Annotated in this window: 23 protein-coding genes and 1 pseudogene; 14 read left to right on the forward strand and 10 right to left on the reverse strand. The window is 66.8% G+C overall.

What is annotated here, in order from left to right:
* Window positions 1-45 precede the first annotated feature (45 nt).
* The 6 genes and pseudogenes from ADT71_RS24230 (at window position 46) to rplL (ending at window position 3492) form a co-directional block, all read left to right on the forward strand.
* Complete coding sequence (locus ADT71_RS24230; RefSeq protein WP_054441048.1) at window positions 46-885, forward strand: hypothetical protein; 840 nt, start codon at window positions 46-48, stop codon at window positions 883-885.
* Between the two features lie 242 nt (window positions 886-1127).
* Window positions 1128-1298: a hypothetical protein gene (locus ADT71_RS31680; protein WP_156336802.1), complete on the forward strand. Its 171-nt coding sequence runs from the start codon at window positions 1128-1130 to the stop codon at window positions 1296-1298.
* A 41-nt stretch (window positions 1299-1339) separates the two neighbouring features.
* Window positions 1340-1888, forward strand: a complete 549-nt coding sequence (locus ADT71_RS24235) for a DUF2975 domain-containing protein (RefSeq protein WP_231636160.1) — start codon at window positions 1340-1342, stop codon at window positions 1886-1888.
* On the forward strand, window positions 1888-2148 hold the full coding sequence (locus ADT71_RS24240) for a helix-turn-helix transcriptional regulator (RefSeq protein WP_054441052.1): 261 nt from the start codon (window positions 1888-1890) through the stop codon (window positions 2146-2148). Before ADT71_RS24235 ends, ADT71_RS24240 begins: the two co-directional genes overlap by 1 nt.
* A gap of 336 nt (window positions 2149-2484) precedes the next feature.
* Window positions 2485-2996 (forward strand): annotated as a pseudogene (rplJ, locus tag ADT71_RS24245) (50S ribosomal protein L10).
* 124 nt (window positions 2997-3120) lie between these two features.
* The gene (gene rplL / locus ADT71_RS24250; protein WP_054441054.1) at window positions 3121-3492 is read left to right on the forward strand and encodes a 50S ribosomal protein L7/L12; all 372 of its coding nucleotides are present in this window, start codon (window positions 3121-3123) and stop codon (window positions 3490-3492) included.
* A 112-nt stretch (window positions 3493-3604) separates the two neighbouring features.
* Here rplL and ADT71_RS24255 read toward each other — a convergent pair whose 3' ends face one another.
* Together ADT71_RS24255 and ADT71_RS24260 are read right to left on the reverse strand one after the other, a co-directional pair.
* Window positions 3605-4306, reverse strand: a complete 702-nt coding sequence (locus ADT71_RS24255; RefSeq protein WP_054441056.1) for a Crp/Fnr family transcriptional regulator — start codon at window positions 4304-4306, stop codon at window positions 3605-3607.
* Between the two features lie 72 nt (window positions 4307-4378).
* Window positions 4379-5434: an LD-carboxypeptidase gene (locus tag ADT71_RS24260; RefSeq protein ID WP_054441057.1), complete on the reverse strand. Its 1056-nt coding sequence runs from the start codon at window positions 5432-5434 to the stop codon at window positions 4379-4381.
* A gap of 97 nt (window positions 5435-5531) precedes the next feature.
* Here ADT71_RS24260 and ADT71_RS24265 point away from each other — a divergent pair, with 97 nt between their 5' ends.
* Window positions 5532-6407 (forward strand): TIGR00730 family Rossman fold protein, encoded by an 876-nt coding sequence (locus ADT71_RS24265; RefSeq protein ID WP_054441159.1) that lies wholly within the window; start codon window positions 5532-5534, stop codon window positions 6405-6407.
* 33 nt (window positions 6408-6440) lie between these two features.
* On the opposite strand, the gene thiD is transcribed toward ADT71_RS24265, so the two are convergent.
* The 3 genes from thiD to glmM form a co-directional block, all read right to left on the reverse strand.
* Window positions 6441-7190 carry a bifunctional hydroxymethylpyrimidine kinase/phosphomethylpyrimidine kinase gene (thiD, locus tag ADT71_RS24270; RefSeq protein ID WP_054441059.1) on the reverse strand — a complete coding sequence of 250 codons (750 nt, stop codon included), beginning with the start codon at window positions 7188-7190 and terminating at the stop codon, window positions 6441-6443.
* An 85-nt stretch (window positions 7191-7275) separates the two neighbouring features.
* Window positions 7276-7500, reverse strand: a complete 225-nt coding sequence (locus ADT71_RS24275) for a DUF1272 domain-containing protein (protein ID WP_054441061.1) — start codon at window positions 7498-7500, stop codon at window positions 7276-7278.
* Between the two features lie 36 nt (window positions 7501-7536).
* Window positions 7537-8874: a phosphoglucosamine mutase gene (gene glmM / locus ADT71_RS24280; RefSeq protein ID WP_231636161.1), complete on the reverse strand. Its 1338-nt coding sequence runs from the start codon at window positions 8872-8874 to the stop codon at window positions 7537-7539.
* Window positions 8875-9183: 309 nt separating this feature from the next.
* Here glmM and ADT71_RS24285 point away from each other — a divergent pair, with 309 nt between their 5' ends.
* Window positions 9184-10332 carry a dicarboxylate/amino acid:cation symporter gene (locus ADT71_RS24285; protein WP_369818332.1) on the forward strand — a complete coding sequence of 383 codons (1149 nt, stop codon included), beginning with the start codon at window positions 9184-9186 and terminating at the stop codon, window positions 10330-10332.
* A gap of 13 nt (window positions 10333-10345) precedes the next feature.
* Here the strand turns inward: ADT71_RS24285 and ADT71_RS24290 are convergent, their stop codons facing one another.
* Complete coding sequence (locus ADT71_RS24290) at window positions 10346-10954, reverse strand: HNH endonuclease (protein WP_054441063.1); 609 nt, start codon at window positions 10952-10954, stop codon at window positions 10346-10348.
* Between the two features lie 352 nt (window positions 10955-11306).
* Here ADT71_RS24290 and gluQRS point away from each other — a divergent pair, with 352 nt between their 5' ends.
* From gluQRS to ADT71_RS24315, 5 genes are all read left to right on the forward strand, one after another.
* On the forward strand, window positions 11307-12152 hold the full coding sequence (gluQRS, locus tag ADT71_RS24295) for a tRNA glutamyl-Q(34) synthetase GluQRS (protein ID WP_054441065.1): 846 nt from the start codon (window positions 11307-11309) through the stop codon (window positions 12150-12152).
* Window positions 12149-12382: an HIG1 domain-containing protein gene (locus ADT71_RS24300; RefSeq protein WP_054441067.1), complete on the forward strand. Its 234-nt coding sequence runs from the start codon at window positions 12149-12151 to the stop codon at window positions 12380-12382. Before gluQRS ends, ADT71_RS24300 begins: the two co-directional genes overlap by 4 nt.
* A gap of 69 nt (window positions 12383-12451) precedes the next feature.
* Window positions 12452-13021 (forward strand): cob(I)yrinic acid a,c-diamide adenosyltransferase, encoded by a 570-nt coding sequence (locus tag ADT71_RS24305; protein WP_054441069.1) that lies wholly within the window; start codon window positions 12452-12454, stop codon window positions 13019-13021.
* A 39-nt stretch (window positions 13022-13060) separates the two neighbouring features.
* Window positions 13061-13930 carry a 3-hydroxyacyl-CoA dehydrogenase family protein gene (locus ADT71_RS24310; RefSeq protein WP_082370528.1) on the forward strand — a complete coding sequence of 290 codons (870 nt, stop codon included), beginning with the start codon at window positions 13061-13063 and terminating at the stop codon, window positions 13928-13930.
* A 150-nt stretch (window positions 13931-14080) separates the two neighbouring features.
* Window positions 14081-14401, forward strand: a complete 321-nt coding sequence (locus tag ADT71_RS24315) for a hypothetical protein (protein ID WP_054441071.1) — start codon at window positions 14081-14083, stop codon at window positions 14399-14401.
* On the opposite strand, the gene ADT71_RS24320 is transcribed toward ADT71_RS24315, so the two are convergent.
* The gene (locus tag ADT71_RS24320) at window positions 14402-14569 is read right to left on the reverse strand and encodes a hypothetical protein (RefSeq protein WP_231636162.1); all 168 of its coding nucleotides are present in this window, start codon (window positions 14567-14569) and stop codon (window positions 14402-14404) included.
* A 47-nt stretch (window positions 14570-14616) separates the two neighbouring features.
* The gene (mutS, locus tag ADT71_RS24325; RefSeq protein WP_054441073.1) at window positions 14617-17199 is read right to left on the reverse strand and encodes a DNA mismatch repair protein MutS; all 2583 of its coding nucleotides are present in this window, start codon (window positions 17197-17199) and stop codon (window positions 14617-14619) included.
* A gap of 150 nt (window positions 17200-17349) precedes the next feature.
* Here mutS and ADT71_RS24330 point away from each other — a divergent pair, with 150 nt between their 5' ends.
* Complete coding sequence (locus tag ADT71_RS24330) at window positions 17350-19716, forward strand: NADP-dependent malic enzyme (protein ID WP_369818333.1); 2367 nt, start codon at window positions 17350-17352, stop codon at window positions 19714-19716.
* 3 nt (window positions 19717-19719) lie between these two features.
* On the opposite strand, the gene ADT71_RS24335 is transcribed toward ADT71_RS24330, so the two are convergent.
* On the reverse strand, window positions 19720-20436 hold the full coding sequence (locus ADT71_RS24335) for a tRNA (guanosine(46)-N(7))-methyltransferase TrmB (protein ID WP_054441075.1): 717 nt from the start codon (window positions 20434-20436) through the stop codon (window positions 19720-19722).
* A gap of 243 nt (window positions 20437-20679) precedes the next feature.
* Window positions 20680-21375, reverse strand: coding sequence for a response regulator transcription factor CtrA (gene ctrA, locus ADT71_RS24340; protein ID WP_054441077.1), 696 nt, complete (start codon window positions 21373-21375; stop codon window positions 20680-20682).
* Window positions 21376-21458: the final 83 nt, after the last annotated feature.

Genomic DNA, 21458 nt, shown 5'->3' on the forward strand with positions numbered 1-21458 from the left:
GTGCCGGCGGAGCCAGCGCCCCCGCCGTCCGCCGTACCTTCGGCCGTGACGACGCTTGTCCTGCCGGATCTGGGCTCGGAACCGGCGGCAGACACCCCCGCTCCGCCGGCCGTAGAGGCGGCCACGCCAGTCCCTGTCGCCGCTGTTCCTGTCGCCGCCCCGGCTGAACAGGCGGCCCCGGCTCGCGAGCCGACAACCAGACAGGCCCGCACGACGAGCGCCGCCACCGCAGTCACCCGTTCGCCGCCCGAACCCACCCGCGTTCCCACCGCATCCGATGCCGGAACCGCGCGGGACGGCGCCCTGGCACAAGGGGACGCGGCGCCGGCTCCGGCCACGAGAGGCGATGTCCCGGCCACTCCTCCGCCCGCAGCCGCGCCGCAAGCCGCGAATGACAGCCCCGCCTCGGATCGCCTGCCGGTGGAAGGCATCGTCGGTCTGCTCGCCGCGCTCGGCGTGGCCGGCGCCGGGATCGCGCTCATGACCCTGCGCCGCAGGCAGGACCGGATCGAGCCGGACTACGCCAGCCCCGACTACACCAGCCCGGACTACGCCGACGAGATCGAGGCCTATCCCGCCACGGCAGTGCATCCGCGAGGCGCGGAGATTGCGCCGCCCGCCGCCACCGCCATCCCCGCCGCGCAAGGCCCGGTTCCGCTTGGCGAGGACCGTCAGGCCCTGCTCGAAACCATGGTGGCCGCGCCGCCCGACGCCGCAAACCCGTTCACCTCGCACAAGGCCCGGATGCGCCGCGCGCGGCTGATCCTGCAACACCGCGAGCACCTGCAGACCCAGGGCAAGCCTTTCGACTGGCGCACCTACAGGCCCACGACCAAGCCCTCCCCACCCTCCAGGGCCGAACAACAAGAACCGGTCGACGCCTGACGCCGACTCCGCCGTAACCCCTGCGCGGCGGACCGGTCCCAATGCGGGGCGATTCCCTCGGGAGTCGCCCCGCTTTTCCGTGTCTCCGCCAGCAGCGCCGCCCAGCCTTGCCCCGCAAGCGGTCGCGGAAGACGGATTTCTCGAAATACAATCAGTCACATATTGTTTTTCGATATTACCGATTGACGATAAGGCGAATCGCGCTTATTGAATATCGATATCAAGCATATCGGAGAACGAACATGACCCTCTCGAACACCTCATCGGCTTCACGCCCTCTCGCCGTTGTCTTGGCCGCGGTCCTCATGGCCGCCTTCTGGCTTCCCACCGTTTCCACGCCCGCCGAAGCCGCCGCCACCGCCGGAAACGACGTGATCGTGCTCGCGGCGCCGATCACCCCGGCGCTGATGTAATTTCGCGAACCACAGAACGAACAACCAGGGGGACCCGGACAATGCCTTCCACCATGAACTCGATCACCCGCGATCCGCTGCTCGCCATCGCCAAGGGCCTGCTGTGGTTCCTGATGGCCACGATGGCCATCGCCGTCGCCGCCTGCCTCGTGGCCATCCCGCTGCTGCTGTTCTTCCAGAACGACATCTCGGTCGAACTTGCGCGGGAGATGCCGCTCGTCACGCCGCAGTTCTTCTGGGCGGTCAGCGGTATCCTGGTCTTTGCCGCGATCCTGTGCGGCGTCCTGTTCCGGATCTTCCAGTTGCTCAAGCGCATCGTCGGCACCGTGGGCGAGGGCGACCCCTTCGTGCCGGACAATGCCCAGCGGCTCACGCAGATGGCATGGCTCAGCCTCGTGGTGCAGCTCATCGGCCTGCCGCTTTCCGGGCTCGGCGCGTGGGTCAACCGGATCGGCGAAGGCCATACCGATCTCGAGGGCATGGGCGGAATCTCGGGCAACGGCCTGCTGCTGATGCTGATCCTGTTCATTCTGGCTCGCGTGTTCCGCAAGGGCTCGGAAATGCGCGCCGAACTGGAAGGGACCGTATGATGGCCGAAGACGGCAACGAAGGAGGCAATATCGTGGTCAAGCTCGACGACCTGCTCTACGCCCGCCGCATGACGCTGACCGAACTGGCGGAACGCATCGGCATCACCCTGGCCAACCTCTCGATCCTCAAGACCGGCAAGGCCAAGGCGATCCGCTTCTCCACGCTGGAGGCGATCTGCCGGGAACTGGACTGCCAGCCTGGCGACCTGCTGGGATATGGCGCGCCGGAAACGCCGGAACCGGAAGCCCAGCCGGACTGACCCAGCCGGACTGACCCTGCAAACCGAGATTACTTGACTCCGGGCGCGCTTTCCTTCAGAGGCGCGCTCGAACCGTTGGGCCCCGGCCCATCGTTCATCCGTCCGAGACAGTTGGTGCCCTCGATCTGCGAGAGCTTAATTTCCAGCCTAGACGGGGAACAGGAAATTTTCCGGCCCTCGCTCCTTTTCGAAGCGTGGTGCCATATTCGGGCTTCGGCACGAAGAACTCCTTCCCCATCGCAAACGGACCCGCCCGAAGTGCATCAGCGCTTCGGACAAACGTAGCCGGCCGTGCGGGATGCAAGTCCCAAGCGGTCACATGTGAAGGAGTAAGGCATGGATCGTTCGCAGAAAGCCGATTCGGTCGCCACTCTCAACGCGGTCTTCAACGAGGTCGGCGTGGTGGTCATCACCCGCAACCTCGGCATGTCGGTGGCTCAGTCCACCGCCCTGCGCGGCAAGATTCGTGATGCGGGCGCGACTTACAAGGTTGCGAAGAACAGTCTTGCCAAGCTTGCCATCGCGGACACCGACTATGTCGGTATCGGCGACTTCCTCAACGGCCCGACGGCTATCGCGACTTCGGTCGACCCCGTCGCGGCTGCCAAGGCCGTCGTCGAATTCGCCAAGACGACCGACAAGATCGAGATCGTCGGCGGCGCGATGGGTTCGCAGGTTCTGAACGCCGATGGTGTCAAGGCTCTCGCCTCGATGCCCTCGCTCGACGAACTGCGCGCCAAGCTCATCGGCCTCGTTCAGCTCCGGCGACCAAGATCGCCCAGCTTCAGACCGCTCCGGCGGCCAAGCTGGCGCGCGTCTTCGCTGCCTACGCCGACAAGGCTGCTTGAGCTCAAGCCCCGAGCGATTTTTCGTAAGATCGCGAAGGGCCAAGCCTAAGCAATTCTATTCGTTTCGATTTATCCCGGTGGATCGCATCCTGCACCCCGGGACCACAGATCAGGAGTTATTATCATGGCCGATATCGCCAAGCTTGTTGAAGAACTGTCGCAGCTGACCGTCCTCGAGGCCGCTGACCTCGCCAAGGCTCTCGAAAAAGCATGGGGCGTTTCCGCCGCTGCTGCCGTTGCCGTGGCTGCTGCCCCGGCCGGCGAAGCCGCTGCCGCTGAAGAGCAGACCGAATTCGACGTCATCCTCACCGGCGACGGTGGCAAGAAGATCCAGGTCATCAAGGAAGTCCGCGCCATCACCGGTCTGGGCCTCGCTGAAGCCAAGGCTCTCGTTGAAGGCGCTCCCAAGGCCGTCAAGGAAGGCGTCAACAAGGCTGAAGCCGAAGACATCAAGAAGAAGATCGAAGAAGCCGGCGGCACCGTCGAGCTCAAGTAATCTTCTTCTCGGGTTCTTCCGAGCAGAAAAAGGAAGGGCGGCCTCTCGGGGCCGCCCTTTTTTTGTCCTGTCCGGGCTGGCGAAGGGGCCGGTACGGCGCCTTCCGGTATGCTCAGCCGGCCTCGGCCACCAGCGCCTCGTAATCGAGGATCGTCACCTCCCGGCGGGAAGGCAGGTCGATCACGCGGTCGTTCTTGAGCCGGGTGAACTGGCGGCTCACCGTCTCGATGGTCAGGCCGAGCACGTCGGCGATCTGCTGGCGGGAGAACGGCAGCGTCACGCGGCGCTGGCCCGGTTCTTCGAAGTTCCACGTGCAACCCGGCACCTCGAGCCGCTCCGCCATCTCGATCAGGAAGCTCGCCAGCTTTTCGGAGGCGGACTTGCGACCCAGCAGCAGCATCCAGCGGCGCGTGCGGTCAAGCTCGGCCAGCGTACGCTCCAGCAGCTTGTGCTCCAGCGCCGGATGTTCGCGCGCAAAGGCATCGAAATCGCGGCGGGAGAACACGCAGACCTTCGCCTCGGTCAGCGCCGTGGCCCCGTGGCCGCTGGTGCCGCCGAAGGGCCGGCCGATGAAGTCGGACGGATAGACCACGCCGACGATCTGCTCCCGCCCGTCCTCGGTGTTGGTGGACAGCTTGAGCACGCCGTCGATCACGTTCGCGACGAGAACCGAATCCTCGCCTTCCCAGATCAGCGATTCGCCGGGCTGGATCGTGCGGGTGCGCCCGATGGCGTTGAGCGCTTCGAGCTCCTTCGCATCGAGGGATGAACAGATCGCCCGGTTCCGAACGACACACAGGTCACAGTTGGACATGGCCCTGCGATAACAGCCACTTCCCCGTGCCTCAAGTGCAGGCGCACCCGCGCGATGATGGCCTGCACCGTTTCAGGTAACGGCCGGCTCCAGCAGGCGCATGGTGCCGGCATCGGCGTCGATTTCCACCGGCAGGCCTACCGGCACGCTGACCTGCGCGGCGATGTGGCCGATCTGGAGCCCCTGGAAGGCAGGCACCCGAAGCCCGGAGAACTGGCGGTCGAGCACTTCGTAGATCGTGAAATTGGAATAGCCGCCATCCGGGTTCTGGCAGCCGGTGCACTGGCCGACGACCACGCCCGCCACTTTGTCGAACATCCCCGCCAGGGAGAGCTGGGTGAGCATGCGGTCGATCCGGTACTCGGATTCGTTGGTGTCCTCGATGAACAGCACCGCGCCGGTGAAGTCGGGCAGGTAGGGCGTGCCCACCAGCGCCGAAAGCACGGTGAGGTTGCCGCCCAGCAGCCGCCCCCGTGCCTTGCCGCCGTGGAACGTGCGCAGATCCTTGCCCCGCCCCGCGAGGTTCGCGCCCGCGCCCTGCGGCACCTGCCAGGTCGGCGTGGCCCCTTCGAAAGCCAGCGCATGGAACGATTCCCAGGCCGCAGGCGGCCAGGAGGCGGCAGCATTGGGGCCGTGGATCGAAGCCACGCCGGTTCGCGCGGCGAAAGCGAGATGCAGGGCGGTATTGTCGCTGAAGCCCGCGAACAGCTTGGGACTGGCGGCGATCCGGTCAAAATCGAGCAGCGGCAGGAGCCGGGCACACCCCCAGCCGCCCGCGACCGACATGATTCCCCGCACCTTGGGATCGGCGAACATGGCCATGAGATCGCCCGCCCGCGCCGCGTCGGACCCCGCAAGGTAGCCTTCCCGCTCAAGCACATGCGGCGCCGCCTTCGGCTCCAGCCCCATGGCGCGCACGGTGCTCATGATCGAATCGAGCCCGAACCGGTCCCCCACGAACCGCGCCGGAGCGACGAGGCCCAGCACGTCGCCCTCGCGCAGGCGCGGCGGTTTCACCAGCTTGCGCAGGGGCGCGGAAATCGCCGGAAGCGCGGGAAATGCGGCAACGGCCGCCGCCGCGCCAAGGCCCGCCAGAGCGGAGCGCCGCGTAAGTTTCTGGTTCGACATGAATCCAGGCTAGGCGAGCGCAAGGCTTGCGTGCAACCGTATCTTACTTAAATCCTTATATCTCGACGCCGCGCCTCCCAGCGGCCATGGAATGCAGATGACCGAAAAAGAAGACAAGAAAGTCACCAACCGCCGCTTCTACAAGGCGGAGCAGGAAGCCACCTTCGCCGATGCGCAGGAAGGCACCATCCAGACCCAGAACCCGGCCTACCGCCTCGCCTTCCAGGACACCGAGTTCCTGCTGCGCGACGAACTGCGCCCGGTTCGCTTCCAGCTCGAACTGCTCAAGACCGAGATGCTGCTGGAAGAAGCCAATATCGGCTCGACCATGGTGATGTACGGCTCCGCCCGCATCCCCTCGCCCGACCAGTGCGACGAAGTGCTTGCCCGCGCCAAGACCGATCAGGAAAAGAAGGTCGCCGAACGCCTCGTCGCCAAGGCGAAGTACTACGAGGAAGCCCGCAAGCTTGCCCGCCTCGCCAGCCAGTGCTCGGTGGTGGAAAAGGGCATGCGCCAGTTCGTGGTCTGCTCGGGCGGCGGCCCCTCGATCATGGAAGCGGCCAACCGCGGCGCGCGCGAAGTGGGCGCGGAGACGCTGGGCCTCAACATCGTGCTCCCGCACGAGCAGGCGCCCAATCCCTACGTGACGCCGCGCCTGTCCTTCCAGTTCCACTACTTCGCGCTGCGCAAGATGCACTTCCTGCTGCGCGCCCGCGCGGTGGCGGTGTTCCCCGGCGGCTTCGGCACGTTCGACGAGTTCTTCGAACTGCTGACCCTGATCCAGACCGGCAAGATGAAGCCGCTGCCGATCCTGCTCTACGGCCGGGAGTTCTGGGAACGCGTCGTCAACTTCGAGGCGCTGGCCGAGGAAGGCGTGATCAATGCCGCCGACCTCAAGCTGTTCCACTGGTGCGAAACCGCCGACGAAGGCTGGAACGTGGTCCAGAAGTTCTACGATCTGGACTGCTGCTGAAGCATCCGGCGGGCAGCCCCCCGGGTCTGCCCGCTACCCCCTGACGTGATGCCCGAGCGGGCCGTGCCCTGCACCGAAACCGGGGGCATTGAGCAGGGCGGCGCGCACATAGTCGCGGGCGCTGACGATCGCCGCTTCCAGCCCTGCCCCCTGCCCCATGAAGGTCGCGATGGCGCTGGAAAAGGTGCAGCCGGTGCCGTGCGTATGGCGCGTCTCGATGCGCGATGCCGTCCACGAAAGCGGCAGTTCGCCGGGCCGCAGCAGCCTGTCCTCCACGATCGGACCTTCGGCATCGCCGCCCTTGGCGATATAGGACACGCCCCGCGCAGCCATCGCCCTGTCACCGCCCAGCGCCGCCAGTTCGGGCACGTTCGGCGTGGTCAGCGTGGCCAGCGCCATGAGCCGCTCGAACGCCTCGATCGTGGCCGCATCGGCAAGAACGGAGCCGCTCGTCGAGATCATCACCGGATCGAATACCACCGGCACGTTCAGCGCTTCCAGCCGCTCCGCCACGACATGGGCGATCTCGGGGCTGCCGAGCATGCCGACCTTCACTGCATCCACGCCGATGTCGCCAAGGCAGGCGTCGATCTGCGCCGCCACCATCTCGGGCGAGAGCGCCACCACGTCCGTCACCCCGCAGGTATTCTGCGCGGTGATCGCGGTGATCGCGGTCATGGCATAGCCGCCGAGCATCACGATGGTCTTGATATCGGCCTGGATACCGGCACCGCCGGAACTGTCGGAACCGGCGATGGAGAGAATGCGGGGCGGTGTGATCATGGCGCTCCCTTGCCGCCTGGCGGGAGCGGTGTCGAGAGAAGAGAAAGGGCGCAGTCGCGGGGGATGCTCCCCTGCCTTTCCTTTTCTACCCCTTGAACCTGCGCTCCTTCGAAGGCGGCGCGGAATCGAAGTGCCGCTTCGCCCGCGTCGGCCGGTCGAGCAGTTCGCCGCCGCAATTGGGGCAAAGCTCGTCGAGATCGTCCGCGCATTCCGCGCAGTAAGTGCATTCGAAGCTGCAGATGAACGCGCCGGGGGCATCGGCCGGAAGGTCGGTGCCGCAGCGTTCGCAGTCAGGGCGCATTTCAAGCATTCAAGATCTCCCGCTCATCCCGAGCTTGTCGAAGGGTCAGGCGGCGGCCTTTTCCACCGCGGCGCAGATAGCGGCCACGGCGGCCTCCACTTGCCCGGCATCGTCGCCTTCCGCCATCACGCGAATCAGCGGCTCGGTGCCCGAGGCGCGGATGACAAGCGCCCGCTGCCGTTGAGCGAGGCTTCGGCATCGGCGATCGCGCTCTTCACGCTGGCGGCTTCCAGCGGCTGCGCCCGAGAAGCGCACATTGCGCAGAAGCTGCGGCACCGGGTCGAACAGGTGGAGCAGTTCGCTCGCCCGCTTGCCCGACTGGACTAGCGCGGCCAACACCTGGAGCGCGGCCACGGTGCCATCGCCCGTGGTGGCGTGATCGAGCAGGATCATGTGGCCCGACTGTTCGCCGCCCAGGTTGAAACCACCCGCGCGCATGCGTTCGAGGACGTGGCGGTCGCCCACCTTGGTGCGTTCGAGGGTCAGCCCCTGCCCTTGCAGATAGCGTTCGAGGCCGAGGTTCGACATGACGGTTGCCACCACGCCGCCGCCGCGCAGGGCGCCGCGCGCGGCCAGCTGGGTGCCGATCAGCGCCATGATCTGGTCGCCGTCCACGGTCTTGCCCTTCTCGTCCACCACGATCAGGCGGTCGGCGTCGCCATCGAGCGCGATGCCGATATCGGCGCCCGAAGAGACCACGGTTTCCTGAAGCAGTTCGACATGGGTGGAACCGCACTTGGCGTTGATGTTGCGGCCATTGGGCGTCACGCCCACGGCGACCACTTCGGCGCCCAGTTCCCAGAACGCCGACGGGGCGACCTGATAGGCCGCGCCGTTTGCGCAATCGACCGCGATCTTCAGCCCGTCCAACCGCACGGCCTCCGGCAGCGAGCGCTTGACCGCGTGGATGTAGCGGCCGCGCGCATCGTCGATACGGCGGGCCCGGCCGATGTCTTCCGATGCGGCGAGCGGGATTTCCTGACCGAGCATGGCCTCGATCGCCAGTTCGTCCTCGTCGGAAAGCTTGAAGCCGTCCGGGCCGAACAGCTTGATGCCGTTGTCCTCGTAAGGGTTATGGCTGGCCGAGATCATCACGCCCACATCGGCGCGCAGTTCACGGGTGAGCAGGGCGACCGCCGGGGTCGGCATCGGCCCCAGCAGGACCACGTCCATGCCCACGCTGGTAAAGCCCGCGACCATCGCGTTTTCCAGCATGTAGCCGGAAAGGCGCGTGTCCTTGCCGATCACCACGCGGTGCCGGTGCGTGCCGCGCAGGAACCGGGTGCCGGCCGCCTGGCCGACCTTCATGGCAATGGCGGCGGTCATCGCGCCGTGGTTGGTGCGACCGCGGATACCGTCGGTGCCGAAGAACTGTCTGCTCATGACCTGCCCCTTGGAGACTCTTTCGTTAACGCCGAATGACGTGCGCACCCCGGCCTTCGCCGCTCCCTCAAGCGCGCTCTGTAACCGCAGCGAGGGCAAATTGCCATCGGGCGCGCCGCCGCTTATGAGAAAGCAAGACTTCAGGCCGCATTTTCCCAGGAGCCCGATGACTTCCCCGAACCCCACGCCACCTCGAACGGGCACCTCCCGCATTCCCGAGATTCGGGTGCCCGGAATGCTGACGCTGGCCGGCCTCGTCGCCGGACTGGTGCTGGGGCTGGTTCTGGCAGGCGATCCGCGCGCGCGCCGGTGCTCGGGATCGCCGGGCCGATCGGCACGCTCTGGCTGCAGGGCCTGCAGATGACGATCCTGCCGCTGGTCGCGGGGCTGCTGTTCAGCGGCATCGTGGAAACCATCGCCGCCGCGCAGGCAGGCGCCCTGGCGCGGCGGGCGCTGGGCATGATCGTGGGCTTCCTTGCCTTCAGCGCCGTGCTGGGCGCGGTGGCCATGCCGCTGCTGCTGGACCTGTTCCCGATTCCCTCCGGCGTGCGGTTCGCCCACGGCGAGGAACCCGCCAAAGTGCCCGGCATCGCCGATTTCCTGTCCTCCCTTATGCCGGAGAACGTGGTCTCCGCCGCCGCGGCCGACGCCATGCTGCCGGTGATCGTCTTCGTCACGCTCTTCGCCATCGCCTCCACCAGACTGGCCGAGGAGCCGCGCCGCGCGCTGGCGGTGCTGTTCGAAGGCGTGGCGGGCGCGATGATGGTGGTGATCGGCTGGGTGCTCGCGCTGGCGCCGATCGGCGTCTTCGCGCTGGGCTTCGGGCTCGGCGTGAGAAGCGGCGGCGCGGCGCTGGGGGCGCTGGCGCATTACATCGTGCTGGTGGTGGCGGTGGGCGCCGTGGTGCTACCGGCAGGCTACCTGATCGCGGTCTTCGGCGGACGGCGCCGCCTGCCTGCTTTCGCCGCTGCCGTGCTGCCCGCGCAAGTCGTGGCGATCTCCACCCAGTCCTCCATGGCAACCCTGCCGGCCATGCTCGCCGCCAGCCGCAAGCTGGGGGTTTCCGGCACGACGGCGGAGTTCGTCCTGCCCCTTGCCGTAACCCTGTTCCGCGCGACCGGACCGGCGATGAACATGGCCGTGGCGGTCTATGCCGCGAAGCTGGCGGGCATGGAGCTGACCACCGGGGCGCTGGCGGCAGGCGCGCTTGTCGCTTTCGTCACGACGTTCGGCACCGTCTCGCTGCCGGGCACGATCAGCTTCGTCTCGACCATCGGGCCGATCGCGGCCGCCATGGGCGTGCCGCTCTGGCCGCTGGGCGTGCTGGTGGCGGTGGAAGTCCTGCCCGACCTGATGCGAACCCTCGGCAATGTGACGATGGACGTGGCCATAACCACGGCGGCCGACCGCAATGCCCCGGCGCAGGAGCGCGAAGCGGCCCCGGAAACGCTGCACTGAACGACAGAGGCGCTCAGGCCTCCAGCTCGATGTCCCAGTAGAGCCAGTCGCGCCAGGTTTCGTGGAGATAGTTAGGCGGGAAGGCCCGGCCGCGTTCGAGGAGTTGCCAGCTCGTCGGCCGGATCGGCGCCACCAGCGGCGGCATGTTCGCCTGCTTCGGCGTGCGGCCACCCTTCCTGAGATTGCACGGCGCGCAGGCGGTGAGGATGTTTTCCCAGCTCGTCCGCCCGCCGAGGCGGCGCGGGACCACGTGATCGAACGTAAGGTGCTGGGGAGAGCCGCAATACTGGCAGCTGAAGCGATCGCGCAGGAACAGGTTGAAGCGGGTGAAAGCGGGAAATTCGGACGGCTTCACATATTGGCGAAGCGCGATGACCGAGGGGATCTGCATCGACCAGCTGGGGCTGTGGACCACCCGGTCGTAGCTGGAGATGATGTCCACCCTTTCCAGGACGATCGCCTTGATCGCGGTCTGCCAGGGCCAGAGACTGAGGGGGTAGTAGGAAAGCGGCGTGTAGTCCGCATTGAGCACCAGGGCAGGACAGTCGGAAAGACTTCGGGAGGGGTCATCCTCCGCGCTGCGGAACCGGGCCGCGCGCTCGATCAGCTCCGACTTGAGCATGGCCTCCTGTCGCAGGCCCTGATTGCGGTTTCATGGCAACGCATGTTTTTCTTTGCAGCATCTACGCGAGTCGCCGTCAAGCCGGGACCGGGGTGGCCCCATACAACAATCCACAGGTTCACCACAAGAATTCCACAAGCACCCCACAGGCGCTCCACACCCTGAAGACAGGATATACCGATTTTATCCACGCCCTTACCCCCACGCCGGGCGCGAGATGACGGCCGCCGGCGCGGGCTTTTCCGCAAGAGCGGGCGCGGCGTACCGGGTTCGGGCCTCCGAAGGCTTCCCCGGACGGCTTCCTCCATGCCCTCTTTGCGACAAACGGCGGCGCGGCTAGGACGCGGGCGAGATGATCCGCACCCGCTTCGCCCCCAGCCCCAACGGCCCGCTGCACCTCGGCCATGCCTTTGCGGCAGTGACGGCGCACGACCTTGCCCGCACGCGCGGCGGCGAATTCCTGCTGCGGATCGAGGATATCGACGGCGAACGCAGCCGCCCGCAGTTCGTCGAGGAATTCTTTCGCGACCTCGAATGGCTCGGTCTCGCCTGGGATGGGGAGGCGCGCTTCCAGTCGCACCGGCTGGCGCGATACACGCAGGCCGGGGAGCGGCTGAAGGCCATGGGCCTGCTCTATCCCTGCCGCTGCACCCGCGCCGAAATCGCCGCTGCCGCCACGCGGATGGGGCCTGACGGTCCGGTCTATCCCGGAACCTGCCGCCACCGGCAGGCCAAGGCGGAAGGCGCGGCCTGGCGGCTGGACGTGGCCCGCGCGCTGGAGATCGCCGGCCCGCTCGAATGGACCGACGAACAGGCCGGCACCCTGCCCGCCACGCCGGAGATATTCGGGGACGTGGTGCTGCTGAGGAAGGATCTTCCCGCCAGCTACCACCTCGCCGCCACGCTGGACGATGCGGCGGACGGCATCACGCTCGTCACGCGCGGGATGGACCTGTTCCCGGCAAGCCACGTGCACCGGCTGCTGCAGGCCCTGCTCGGCCTGCCCGTGCCGGTCTGGCATCATCACCCCCTGCTGGTGGAATCCGATGGTCGCAAGCTGGCCAAGCGGCGCGGATCGCCCTCGCTCGGCGACCGGCGCCGCGCGGGAGGGGATGGCAAGGCCATCGCCGAGGCGCTTCGCCGGCGCCAGTTCCCTGCTGGCATTTCGCTTTCGGCGGGCGTAGACCATCCGGCATGAGCACCATTCTCATCCCCATCATCATCCTGCTGATGATCATGGTCGTCGTCACCCTCGTGCGCGGCATCGTCGCCTTCATGCAGGGCGCCAAGGAAGACCTAAACCGCGATCCCGCCGCAACCGGGCCCTCCGCGAACCAGCTTCTCCAGAACAAGATGATGTTCAACCGCATCAAGTACCAGGCGGCGGCGGTGCTGGTCTGCGCCATCCTGCTGGCAATGGCCCGCTGACCTTTTCGATGAGCATGGCGGCAGCGCCGCCAAAAATTCGCCCCCGGCGGATTCTCGAAGGACTCTCACTTGGTAAAGCTCAACAAGATCTACACCCGCACGGGTGACGACGGCACCACGGGCCTCGTCGACGGTTCGCGGCTGCCCAAGCACGCCGCCCGCATGGAGGCGATCGGCGCGGTGGACGAGGCGAACTGCGCCATCGGCCTGGCCGTCTGCGCGCTGGGCGAAACCCCGCATGCCGCGATCCTCACGCGTATCCAGAACGACCTGTTCGACCTTGGCGCCGACCTCGCGACCCCCGGGGACGATTTCGCGCCCGGCGAGATGACCCTGCGAGTCGTGCCCTCGCAAGTCACCTGGCTCGAAGGAGAGATCGACGCGATCAACGCCCATCTCCAGCCGCTCAGGAGCTTCATCCTGCCCGGCGGCAGCGAAGCCGCCGCCCGCGTCCACATCGCCCGCGCCTCCGCCCGCAAGGCGGAGCGTGCCGCCGTCGCCATGGCCGCCGAAGTACCTGCCAATCCGGCCGCGCTCGGCTATCTCAACCGGCTCAGCGACTATCTCTTCGTCCTCGCCCGGGCGGTGAATGCCAATGGGGCCGACGACGTCCTATGGGTGCCGGGCCAGAACCGCTAGACACCTTTTCCGTCACCGGATCAGCAGAGGAGTTTGGCAGTGCGTAAAGTCGGAATCATCGGCGCGGGCATCATGGGCTCGGGCATCGCCCAGACCGTGGCCGGAAAGGGCATGGACGTGATCCTGTCCGATATCTCGATCGAAAACGCCGAGAAGGGCAAGGCCGGCATCGCCAGGGGCCTCGCCCGGCTGGTGGCCAAGGAAAAGATCGCCCAGGCCGACGTCGACGCGCTGCTGCCCCGCATCGCCACGGCGGGCGATTATTCCGCCATGGGCGACTGCGACCTCATCATCGAGGCCGCGACCGAGCGGGAGGATATTAAGCTGAAGATCTTCGCCGCCGTGGGCGAAGTTCTGGGCGCCGATGCCATCCTCGCCTCCAACACCAGTTCGATCCCGATCACCCGCATGGCCGCCGCCTCGCCCGACGCCGCGCGGTTCTGCGGGTTGCACTTCTTCAACCCGGTGCCGGTCATGGGCCTGGTGGAAGTGATCCCCGGCCTTGCCACCTCGCCGGAAACCACCGCGCGCATGAAGGCCTTCGGCGAAGCGCTCGGCAAGACCGTGGTGCTGGCGGGCGACGCGCCGGGCTTCGTGGTCAACCGCATCCTCTGCCCGCTGCTCAACGAGGCGATCTTCGTGCTGGGCGAAGGGCTGGCCTCGGTCGAGGATATCGACGCGGGCATGCGGCTTGGCGCCAATCACCCGATGGGCCCACTGACGCTGGCGGATTTCGTGGGCCTCGATACCCTTTACGAGATCATGAAGGTGTTCCTGGCGACCACCGGCGATCCCAAGTACCGCCCTGCCCCGCTGCTGCAGAAGTATGTCGAGGCCGGCTGGTACGGCCGCAAGACGGGCCGCGGCTTCTACGATTATTCGGGCGAGGTTCCCGTTCCCACGCGCTGAACCGGCGATCCCGGAGCGAAGGGGGCGGCAGCGCTGTCCCCATACTGGCGTCTCATTCCACCTTGCTCAGGCGGCGCGGCCGAAATTGTCCACGCCGCCTGAGGAACCGGCCACTCCGCCTGACCGTTACTTCGGCAAAGGAGACCCGAGATGAGCGAACGCCCCGACGACCGCGCCCCCGAAACGGTCAACCCCGAGCAGGAAGACGAAGACACCCAGGCCCAGACCTTCGCCGAGGAGGCGCAAGGTCGCGGCTCTGAAAGCTTCGGGCTGGAAGACAGCGAGAAAGTGAAGGGCGGCATCGCCGACGAGGACGACATCGAGGATCTCGTCGATCACATGAAGCAGATGGATTCGAGCGGCGTGATCGACATGTCCGCCTATCGCGGCGAAGAGACGATGGATGATCTCGAAGACCGCTACGGCAAGGAAAACGCCGCCGACGAGGATTTCGCGGACGACGATAGCTGACTAGCCGGGCCCAGCGTCCCTGGCCCAGGGGTTCTTGTGCGAGGGCTTCGCGGCGGCTTTGGCCGCAGTGTCGCCCTGCCCCTGATCGTCGGGCGACGGCACCGAGCAATAGGCGGTCAGCAGGACACTGGCCGACCAGAACAGCGCCTGCCAGCGGCTCTTGAACACATTCCTGATCTTGGGCCCGAACATGCGCGCAGGCTAGCGCAGGCTGGTTAAGACTCCGTGCCTGCCTCTCGCTTGAGATCGTAGAGGATTTCCAGCGCATCGCGCGGGCTCAGGGCATCGATATCCATGTCGCGCAGCTTGTCGCGCAGGGCGTCGCACTGTTCCTCGTGCGCGTCCTGCGCCGCGGCGAACAGGGGCAGGTCGCCAAGCCCCGCCGCGAGGCCGCCGGTTTCCGCGCGGCCCTTCTCCAGCTTTTCCAGCACCGACTTGGCCCTGCTGATGACCTTGGGCGGCACCCCGGCAAGGCGCGCCACGGCAAGGCCGTAGCTGCGATCCGCCGGACCTTCGGCCAGTTCGTGCAGCAGCACCAGATCGCCCTTCCACTCCCGCGCGCGGACGTGATGCAGCGAAAGCGCCTCGCAGGTTTCGCCGAGCCGCGCCATCTCGTGATAGTGCGTCGCGAAGAGGCAGCGGCAACGGTTGGTTTCGTGAACGGCTTCCGCCACGGCCCAGGCCAGCGCAAGCCCGTCGTAAGTCGAAGTGCCGCGCCCCACTTCATCGAGGATGACGAAGCTGCGGTCGGTCGCCTGCGCGAGGATGGCGGCGGTCTCCACCATCTCGACCATGAAGGTCGAGCGCCCGCGCGCAAGATTGTCGGACGCACCAACGCGGCTGAACAGGCGGTCCACCATGCCGATCCGCGCCGATTTGGCCGGTACGAAACCGCCCGCCTGCGCCAGCAGCACGATCAGCGCGTTCTGGCGCAGGAAGGTGGACTTACCGCCCATGTTGGGGCCGCCGATCAGCCAGAGCCGGTCATGGCTGGCGAGCCGGCAGTCGTTGGCGACGAAGCGCTCGCCCTGCACTTTCAGCGCGGCCTCGACCACCGGATGGCGGCCGCCTTCGATGTCCAGCGAGATGCCGTCCACGACCACGGGCCGCGTCCATCCACCTTCGGCGGCGCGCTCGGCCTGTCCCGCCGCCACGTCGATACGGGCGAGCGCGGCGGCGGTGCGGGCGATGGCATGGCGCGCGGCCACGGCCTGCGCCACCAGTCCCTCGAAATGCGCTTCCTCGGCGGCGAGCGCATGGGCGCCCGCCTCGGTGATGCGGCTGGCTTCCTCATGCAGGGCCAGCGCATTGAAGCGCATGGCACCCGCCATGGTCTGGCGGTGCGAGAAGCCGCTGTCCGGCTCCAGCAGCTTGTCGGCATGGCGCTGCGGCACTTCGATGAAGTAGCCGAGCACGTTGTTGTGCTTGATCTTGAGCGCGGCCACGCCGGTCTGCTCGCGGTACTTCGCCTCCAGCGCGGCGATGGCGCGGCGGGCATTGCCCGAAGTGACGCGCAGTTCGTCAAGGGCGGCATCGTAGCCGCTGGCGATATAGCCGCCCTGTCCGCGCTCGGTCGGCGGGGTTTCCACCAGCGCCCGCCCGAAGTGATCGACCAGCGCCGCGTGCCCGCCGAGGTCCGGCATCAGCCGGTCCAGCAGCACCGGCAACCCTACCATGGGCGCCAGCCGCTCGCCGATCCGGCGCGCACCGGAAAGACCGTCGCGAAGCTGGCCCAGATCGCGCGGACTGCCACGGCCCGCCACCACGCGGCCCAGCGCGCGGCCAACGTCCGGCAGCGCCCGCAGCGCCGCGCGCATGTCTTCGCGCAGCAGGGCGTCGTCGTGCAGCCATTCGACCAGTTCCAGCCGCTCGGCAATCGCATGGCGATCGGTCAGCGGGGCGGAGAGGTCCTCGGCGAGCTGGCGCGCACCGGCGCCCGTCACGCAGCGGTCGATCGCCTCGACAAGGCTGCCCTTGCGGCCGCCTTGCGAGGATTCGAGGATTTCGAGACTGGCGCGCGTCGCCTCGTCCATCGCCAGCGCCGCGTCCCCGCTGCGCGCCTCGGGCGGCAGCAGCAGCGGCAGCTTGCCCCGGCCGACATGGTCGAGATAGGCGATCAGCCCGCCCGCCGCCGCCAGCATGGCGCGGGTGAACGTGCCAAAGCCGTCAAGCGTGGCGACGCCGTGGACCAGCTTCAGCCGCTCGTCCCCGCCATCGGAGGAGAACTCGTGGCCCGAACGCGGGATCGCGCCGTCGGGCGCCAGTTCCCAGCCTTCGGGCACGACCAGTTCGCGTGCCCCCAGCCGCGCCAGCGCCGCGCCCAGCCGGTCGGGCGGGCACTCTTCCAGTTCCATGCGCCCGGTGGAAATGTCGCAGGCCGCCACCCCCACCACGCCGCGCAGTTCGCAGGCCGCCGCCAGCACGTTGGCCCGGCGCGGTTCGAGCAGCGATTCCTCGGTCAGCGTGCCCGCGGTGACGAAGCGCACGATATCGCGCGTGACCAGAGCCTTGGAGCCGCCGCGCTTCTTCGCCTCGGCCGGGGTTTCGGTCTGCTCGGCTATCGCCACGCGGCAACCTGCCTTGATCAGGCGGGCAAGGTAGCCCTCCGCGGCATGGACCGGCACGCCGCACATCGGGATCGGCTGGCCGCCGTGCTCGCCCCGCGTGGTAAGTGCAATGTCGAGAACCTGGCTTGCGGTTTTCGCATCCTCGAAGAACAGCTCGAAGAAATCGCCCATTCGGTAGAACAACAGGCAATCCCCCGCCACCTCGCGCAAGGCAAGGTACTGGGCCATCATCGGGGTCGTGCCCGTCTTCTCCGGAATACCGCTCATGGCCCAGAGCGTTAGCCCTGTGGTTCCCCTGTTGTGAAGCGTGTCTGGCGTGCCTTTCCCCTATCGCGTGGCGAGAACATTCGTTAGGGCCGCTTCCAAATCGGGAGAAATCGCTTGTCCGACAAAGCCAAGATCCAGTTCACCGAGCGCGAAGCGCTGTTCTATCACAACACGATCCGCCCCGGTAAGATCGAGATCATTGCGTCGAAGCCCATGGCCACGCAACGCGACCTCAGCCTTGCCTATTCCCCCGGCGTGGCCGTTCCGGTCCAGGCGATCGCCGACGATCCCGCCACCGCCTACGACTATACCGCCAAGGGCAACCTCGTTGCGGTGATCTCGAACGGCACCGCGATCCTGGGCATGGGCAACCTCGGCGCGCTGGCGTCGAAGCCGGTGATGGAAGGCAAGGCCGTGCTGTTCAAGCGCTTCGCCGACGTCGATTCCATCGACATCGAGCTGGCCAGCGAGGATACCGACGCCCTGATCGAGGCCATCGCCATGATGGAGCCGAGCTTCGGCGGCATCAACCTCGAGGATATCAAGGCACCCGAATGCTTCATCATCGAGCAGGCCCTGCGCGAACGGATGAACATCCCGGTCATGCACGACGACCAGCACGGCACCGCGATCATCGCCGCCGCCGGCCTGATCAACGCCTGCCTCATCACCGGGCGTGACCTCAAGGACGTGAAGGTCGTGGTCAACGGCGCCGGCGCCTCGGCGCTGGCCTGCACCGCGCTTATCAAGTCGATCGGCGTGCGCCACGAGAACGTGACCGTCTGCGACCGTACCGGCGTGATCTATCGCGGCCGCGAGACCGGCATGGATCAGTGGAAGAGCGCGCACGCGATCGACACGCCGCACCGCACCCTGGAAGAGGCGCTGGTCGGCGCCGACGTGTTCCTCGGCCTTTCCGCCGCCGGTGCGCTCAAGCCCGAATACGTGAAGAAGATGGCCGAACAGCCGATCATCTTCGCGATGGCCAACCCCGATCCCGAGATCACCCCGCCCGATGCCAAGGCCGTGCGCCCCCGATGCGATCGTGGCCACCGGCCTTCGGACTATCCGAACCAGGTGAACAACGTGCTCGGCTTCCCCTTCATCTTCCGCGGCGCGCTGGACGTCCATGCCACCGCGATCAACGAAGAGATGAAGATCGCCGCCGCCAACGCCATCGCCGAACTGGCCCGCGAACAGGTCCACGAAGACGTGGCCGCCGCTTACGGCGGTGAAACCCAGCAGTTCGGGCGCGACTATATCATCCCCGCGCCGTTCGACCCGCGCCTGATGGAAGTCGTACCGATGGCGGTCGCCCGCGCGGCGATGGAATCCGGCGTCGCCGGTCGCCCGATCGAGGACTTCGAAGCCTACCGCGACCAGCTCAAGGCGCGGCTCAACCCGACGACCTCGGTGCTCACCCGCGTCTACGAGCAGGTCCGCGCCAATCCCAAGCGCGTGATCTTCGCCGAAGCGGACAACGAAGTGGTCCTGCGTGCAGCGATCCAGTACCGCGACTTCGGCTACGGCGAGCCCGTGCTGGTCGGCCGCACCCAGGTCATCCTCGACAAGATGGCCGAACTGGGCGTGCCCAACCCCGAAAGCTACCACATCGAGAATTCGATGGTGTCCGAGCACGTCGGCCCGATGGTGGAGATGCTCTACGAGCGCCTGAAGCGCCGCGGCTTCCTCCAGCGCGACGTGCAGCGCATGGTCAATACCGACCGCAACATCTTCGCCTCCGGCCTGCTCAAGCTGGGCGTGGGCGATGCGCTCATCACCGGCATGACCCGCCCCTTCGCGCAGACCATGAAGGAAGTGCGCCGCGTGCTGGACCCGGCAACGGGCAAGCTGGCGTTCGGCATCCACATGCTGGTGGGCAAGAACCACACCGTGTTCATGGCCGATACCACCATCAACGAACGCCCGAACGCCGAACAGCTCGCGGTGATCGCCAAGGAAACTGCCGCCGTCGCCCGCCGCCTGGGCCACGAACCGCGCGTCGCCTTCCTCAGCTACTCGACCTTCGGCAATCCCTCCGGCAAGTGGCTGGAGCAGACCCGCGAAGCCATCCGCATCCTCGACGAGGAAAAGCCGGACTTCGAATACGAAGGCGAAATGGCGCCTGACGCCGCGCTCAACCCCAAGATCATGGCGCTTTATCCGTTCAGCCGCCTGTCGGCTCCGGCGAACGTGCTGATCATGCCGGGCCTGCAGTCCGCCAATATCTCGGCCAAGCTGCTCAAGGAAATCGGCGGCACGACGTCGATCGGCCCGATGCTGCTGGGCGCGGAAAAGCCGGTGCAGATCGTGCCGATGACCGCGCTGGCGCGACGTGCTGACGCTGGCCGTGCTCGCGGCGGCCGGTATCGCCGGATAACATCGAAAAAGGGGCGCCCGGATCATGTCCGGACGCCCCTTTTTTCCCAGAGATGCCGCCGTCCCGGACCTGATCCGGGGCGGCGTTTCTTTTGGGCCTGACGCTTACTTGCGCCGATAGCGGAAATACCAGACCTCGTGCCCGTAGACGGTGCGCGCCTTGTTCTCGTAGCGCGTCTCCGGCCAGCCGCCCGGACGGACCTGGAAGTCCTGCGGTTTCTCGCAAAGCCACTCGAACTGGTCGGTATGGCGCTGCATCACCATCAGCGCGTGGCGCACGTAGACCGCGTGGTCCGTGCCGAAACGGAACTCGCCGCCGGGCTTCAGCTTGGCCGCGAACATGTCCACCGGGCCATCGTTCATCATGCGCCGCTTGGCATGGCGCGCCTTGGGCCAGGGGTCCGGGTGCAGCAGGTAGAGGAACGAGAGCGAACCGTCGGGAATGCGCGAAAGCACTTCCAGCGCATCGCCGTGATGAATGCGCACATTGCCGAGCGGCGTGCTGGCGCCGTTGTCTCCGGCAACATGGGTGAGCGCCTGGGCGACACCGTTGATGAAGGGTTCGGCGCCGATGAAGCCGTGGTTGGGCAGCATGTCCGCCCGGCCCGCCATATGTTCGCCGCCGCCGAAGCCGATCTCGAAATGCATCGGGCGATCGTCGCCGAACAGCAGGTCGGAGGTGACCGGACCTTCGAGGGGAACCGCGATTCGCGGGAGCAGGTTGTCGACCAGCGCCTGCTGGCCAGCGCGCAGGGGCTTGCCCTTGGCGCGGCCGTAGAGGCGGTTGAGCGTGGTCGGATCGCCGGGTTTGTGAGCCGTCATGGCGCGGGGCACTGGCACCGTTGCCCGGCAAGGTCAACGTGGGACCCGCCGCTACGGCCCCACTCGCGCCGATTTCCCGGCGACGGAGACGGAACCGGGCCTGTTCTCAGCCCCCTTCGCCGCGCGAAGAGGGAACCTGAAGGCCGCAAGCCTCGAAAGCGAAACGGCCCGCCCCCGGAAGGGCAGGCCGCTTTGTTCCCGCATCAGTTACGCACGCGCCCCTATGTTTAGAGGCGGGTCGGTTCAGGCGACGTCCTGAAGCTCGTCCGGGTCGCGCAGCACATAGCCGCGGCCCCAGACCGTCTCGATGTAGTTGGCGCCGCCGCAGGCATGGGCCAGCTTCTTGCGCAGCTTGCAGATGAAGACGTCGATGATCTTGAGTTCGGGTTCGTCCATGCCGCCGTAAAGGTGGTTGAGGAACATTTCCTTGGTCAGCGTGGTGCCCTTGCGCAGCGAGAGCAGCTCCAGCATGGCATATTCCTTGCCGGTCAGATGCACGCGGGCGCTGTCGACCTCGACGGTCTTGGCGTCGAGGTTGACGACCAGCTTGCCGGTGCGGATGACCGACTGCGAATGGCCCTTCGAGCGGCGAACCACGGCGTGAATGCGCGCGATCAGTTCTTCGCGGTGGAAGGGCTTGGTCACATAGTCGTCGGCGCCGAAGCCGAACGAGCGGACCTTCGAATCCATTTCCGAGATGCCCGAAAGGATCAGCACCGGCGTCTGCACCTTGGCGACGCGCAGCTTCTTGAGCACGTCATAGCCGTGCATGTCGGGCAGGTTGAGGTCGAGCAGGATGATGTCGTAATCGTAGAGCTTGCCGAGATCGAGGCCTTCTTCGCCCAGATCCGTCGAATAGACGTTGAAGCCTTCGGCCGTCAGCATGAGCTCGATAGCCCGCGCGGTGGTCGGTTCATCCTCGATCAGCAGCACTCGCATCGGAATTCCCTTTCGCCCCCGTCCTCTCGGCGCAAACCCCAGCCGGAACGGACATTTCCCTGTATTAACCATAGGACCAATGA

It is taken from the genome of Novosphingobium sp. ST904 (assembly GCF_001298105.1).
In the GTDB taxonomy this organism is placed as follows: Bacteria; Pseudomonadota; Alphaproteobacteria; order Sphingomonadales; family Sphingomonadaceae; genus Novosphingobium.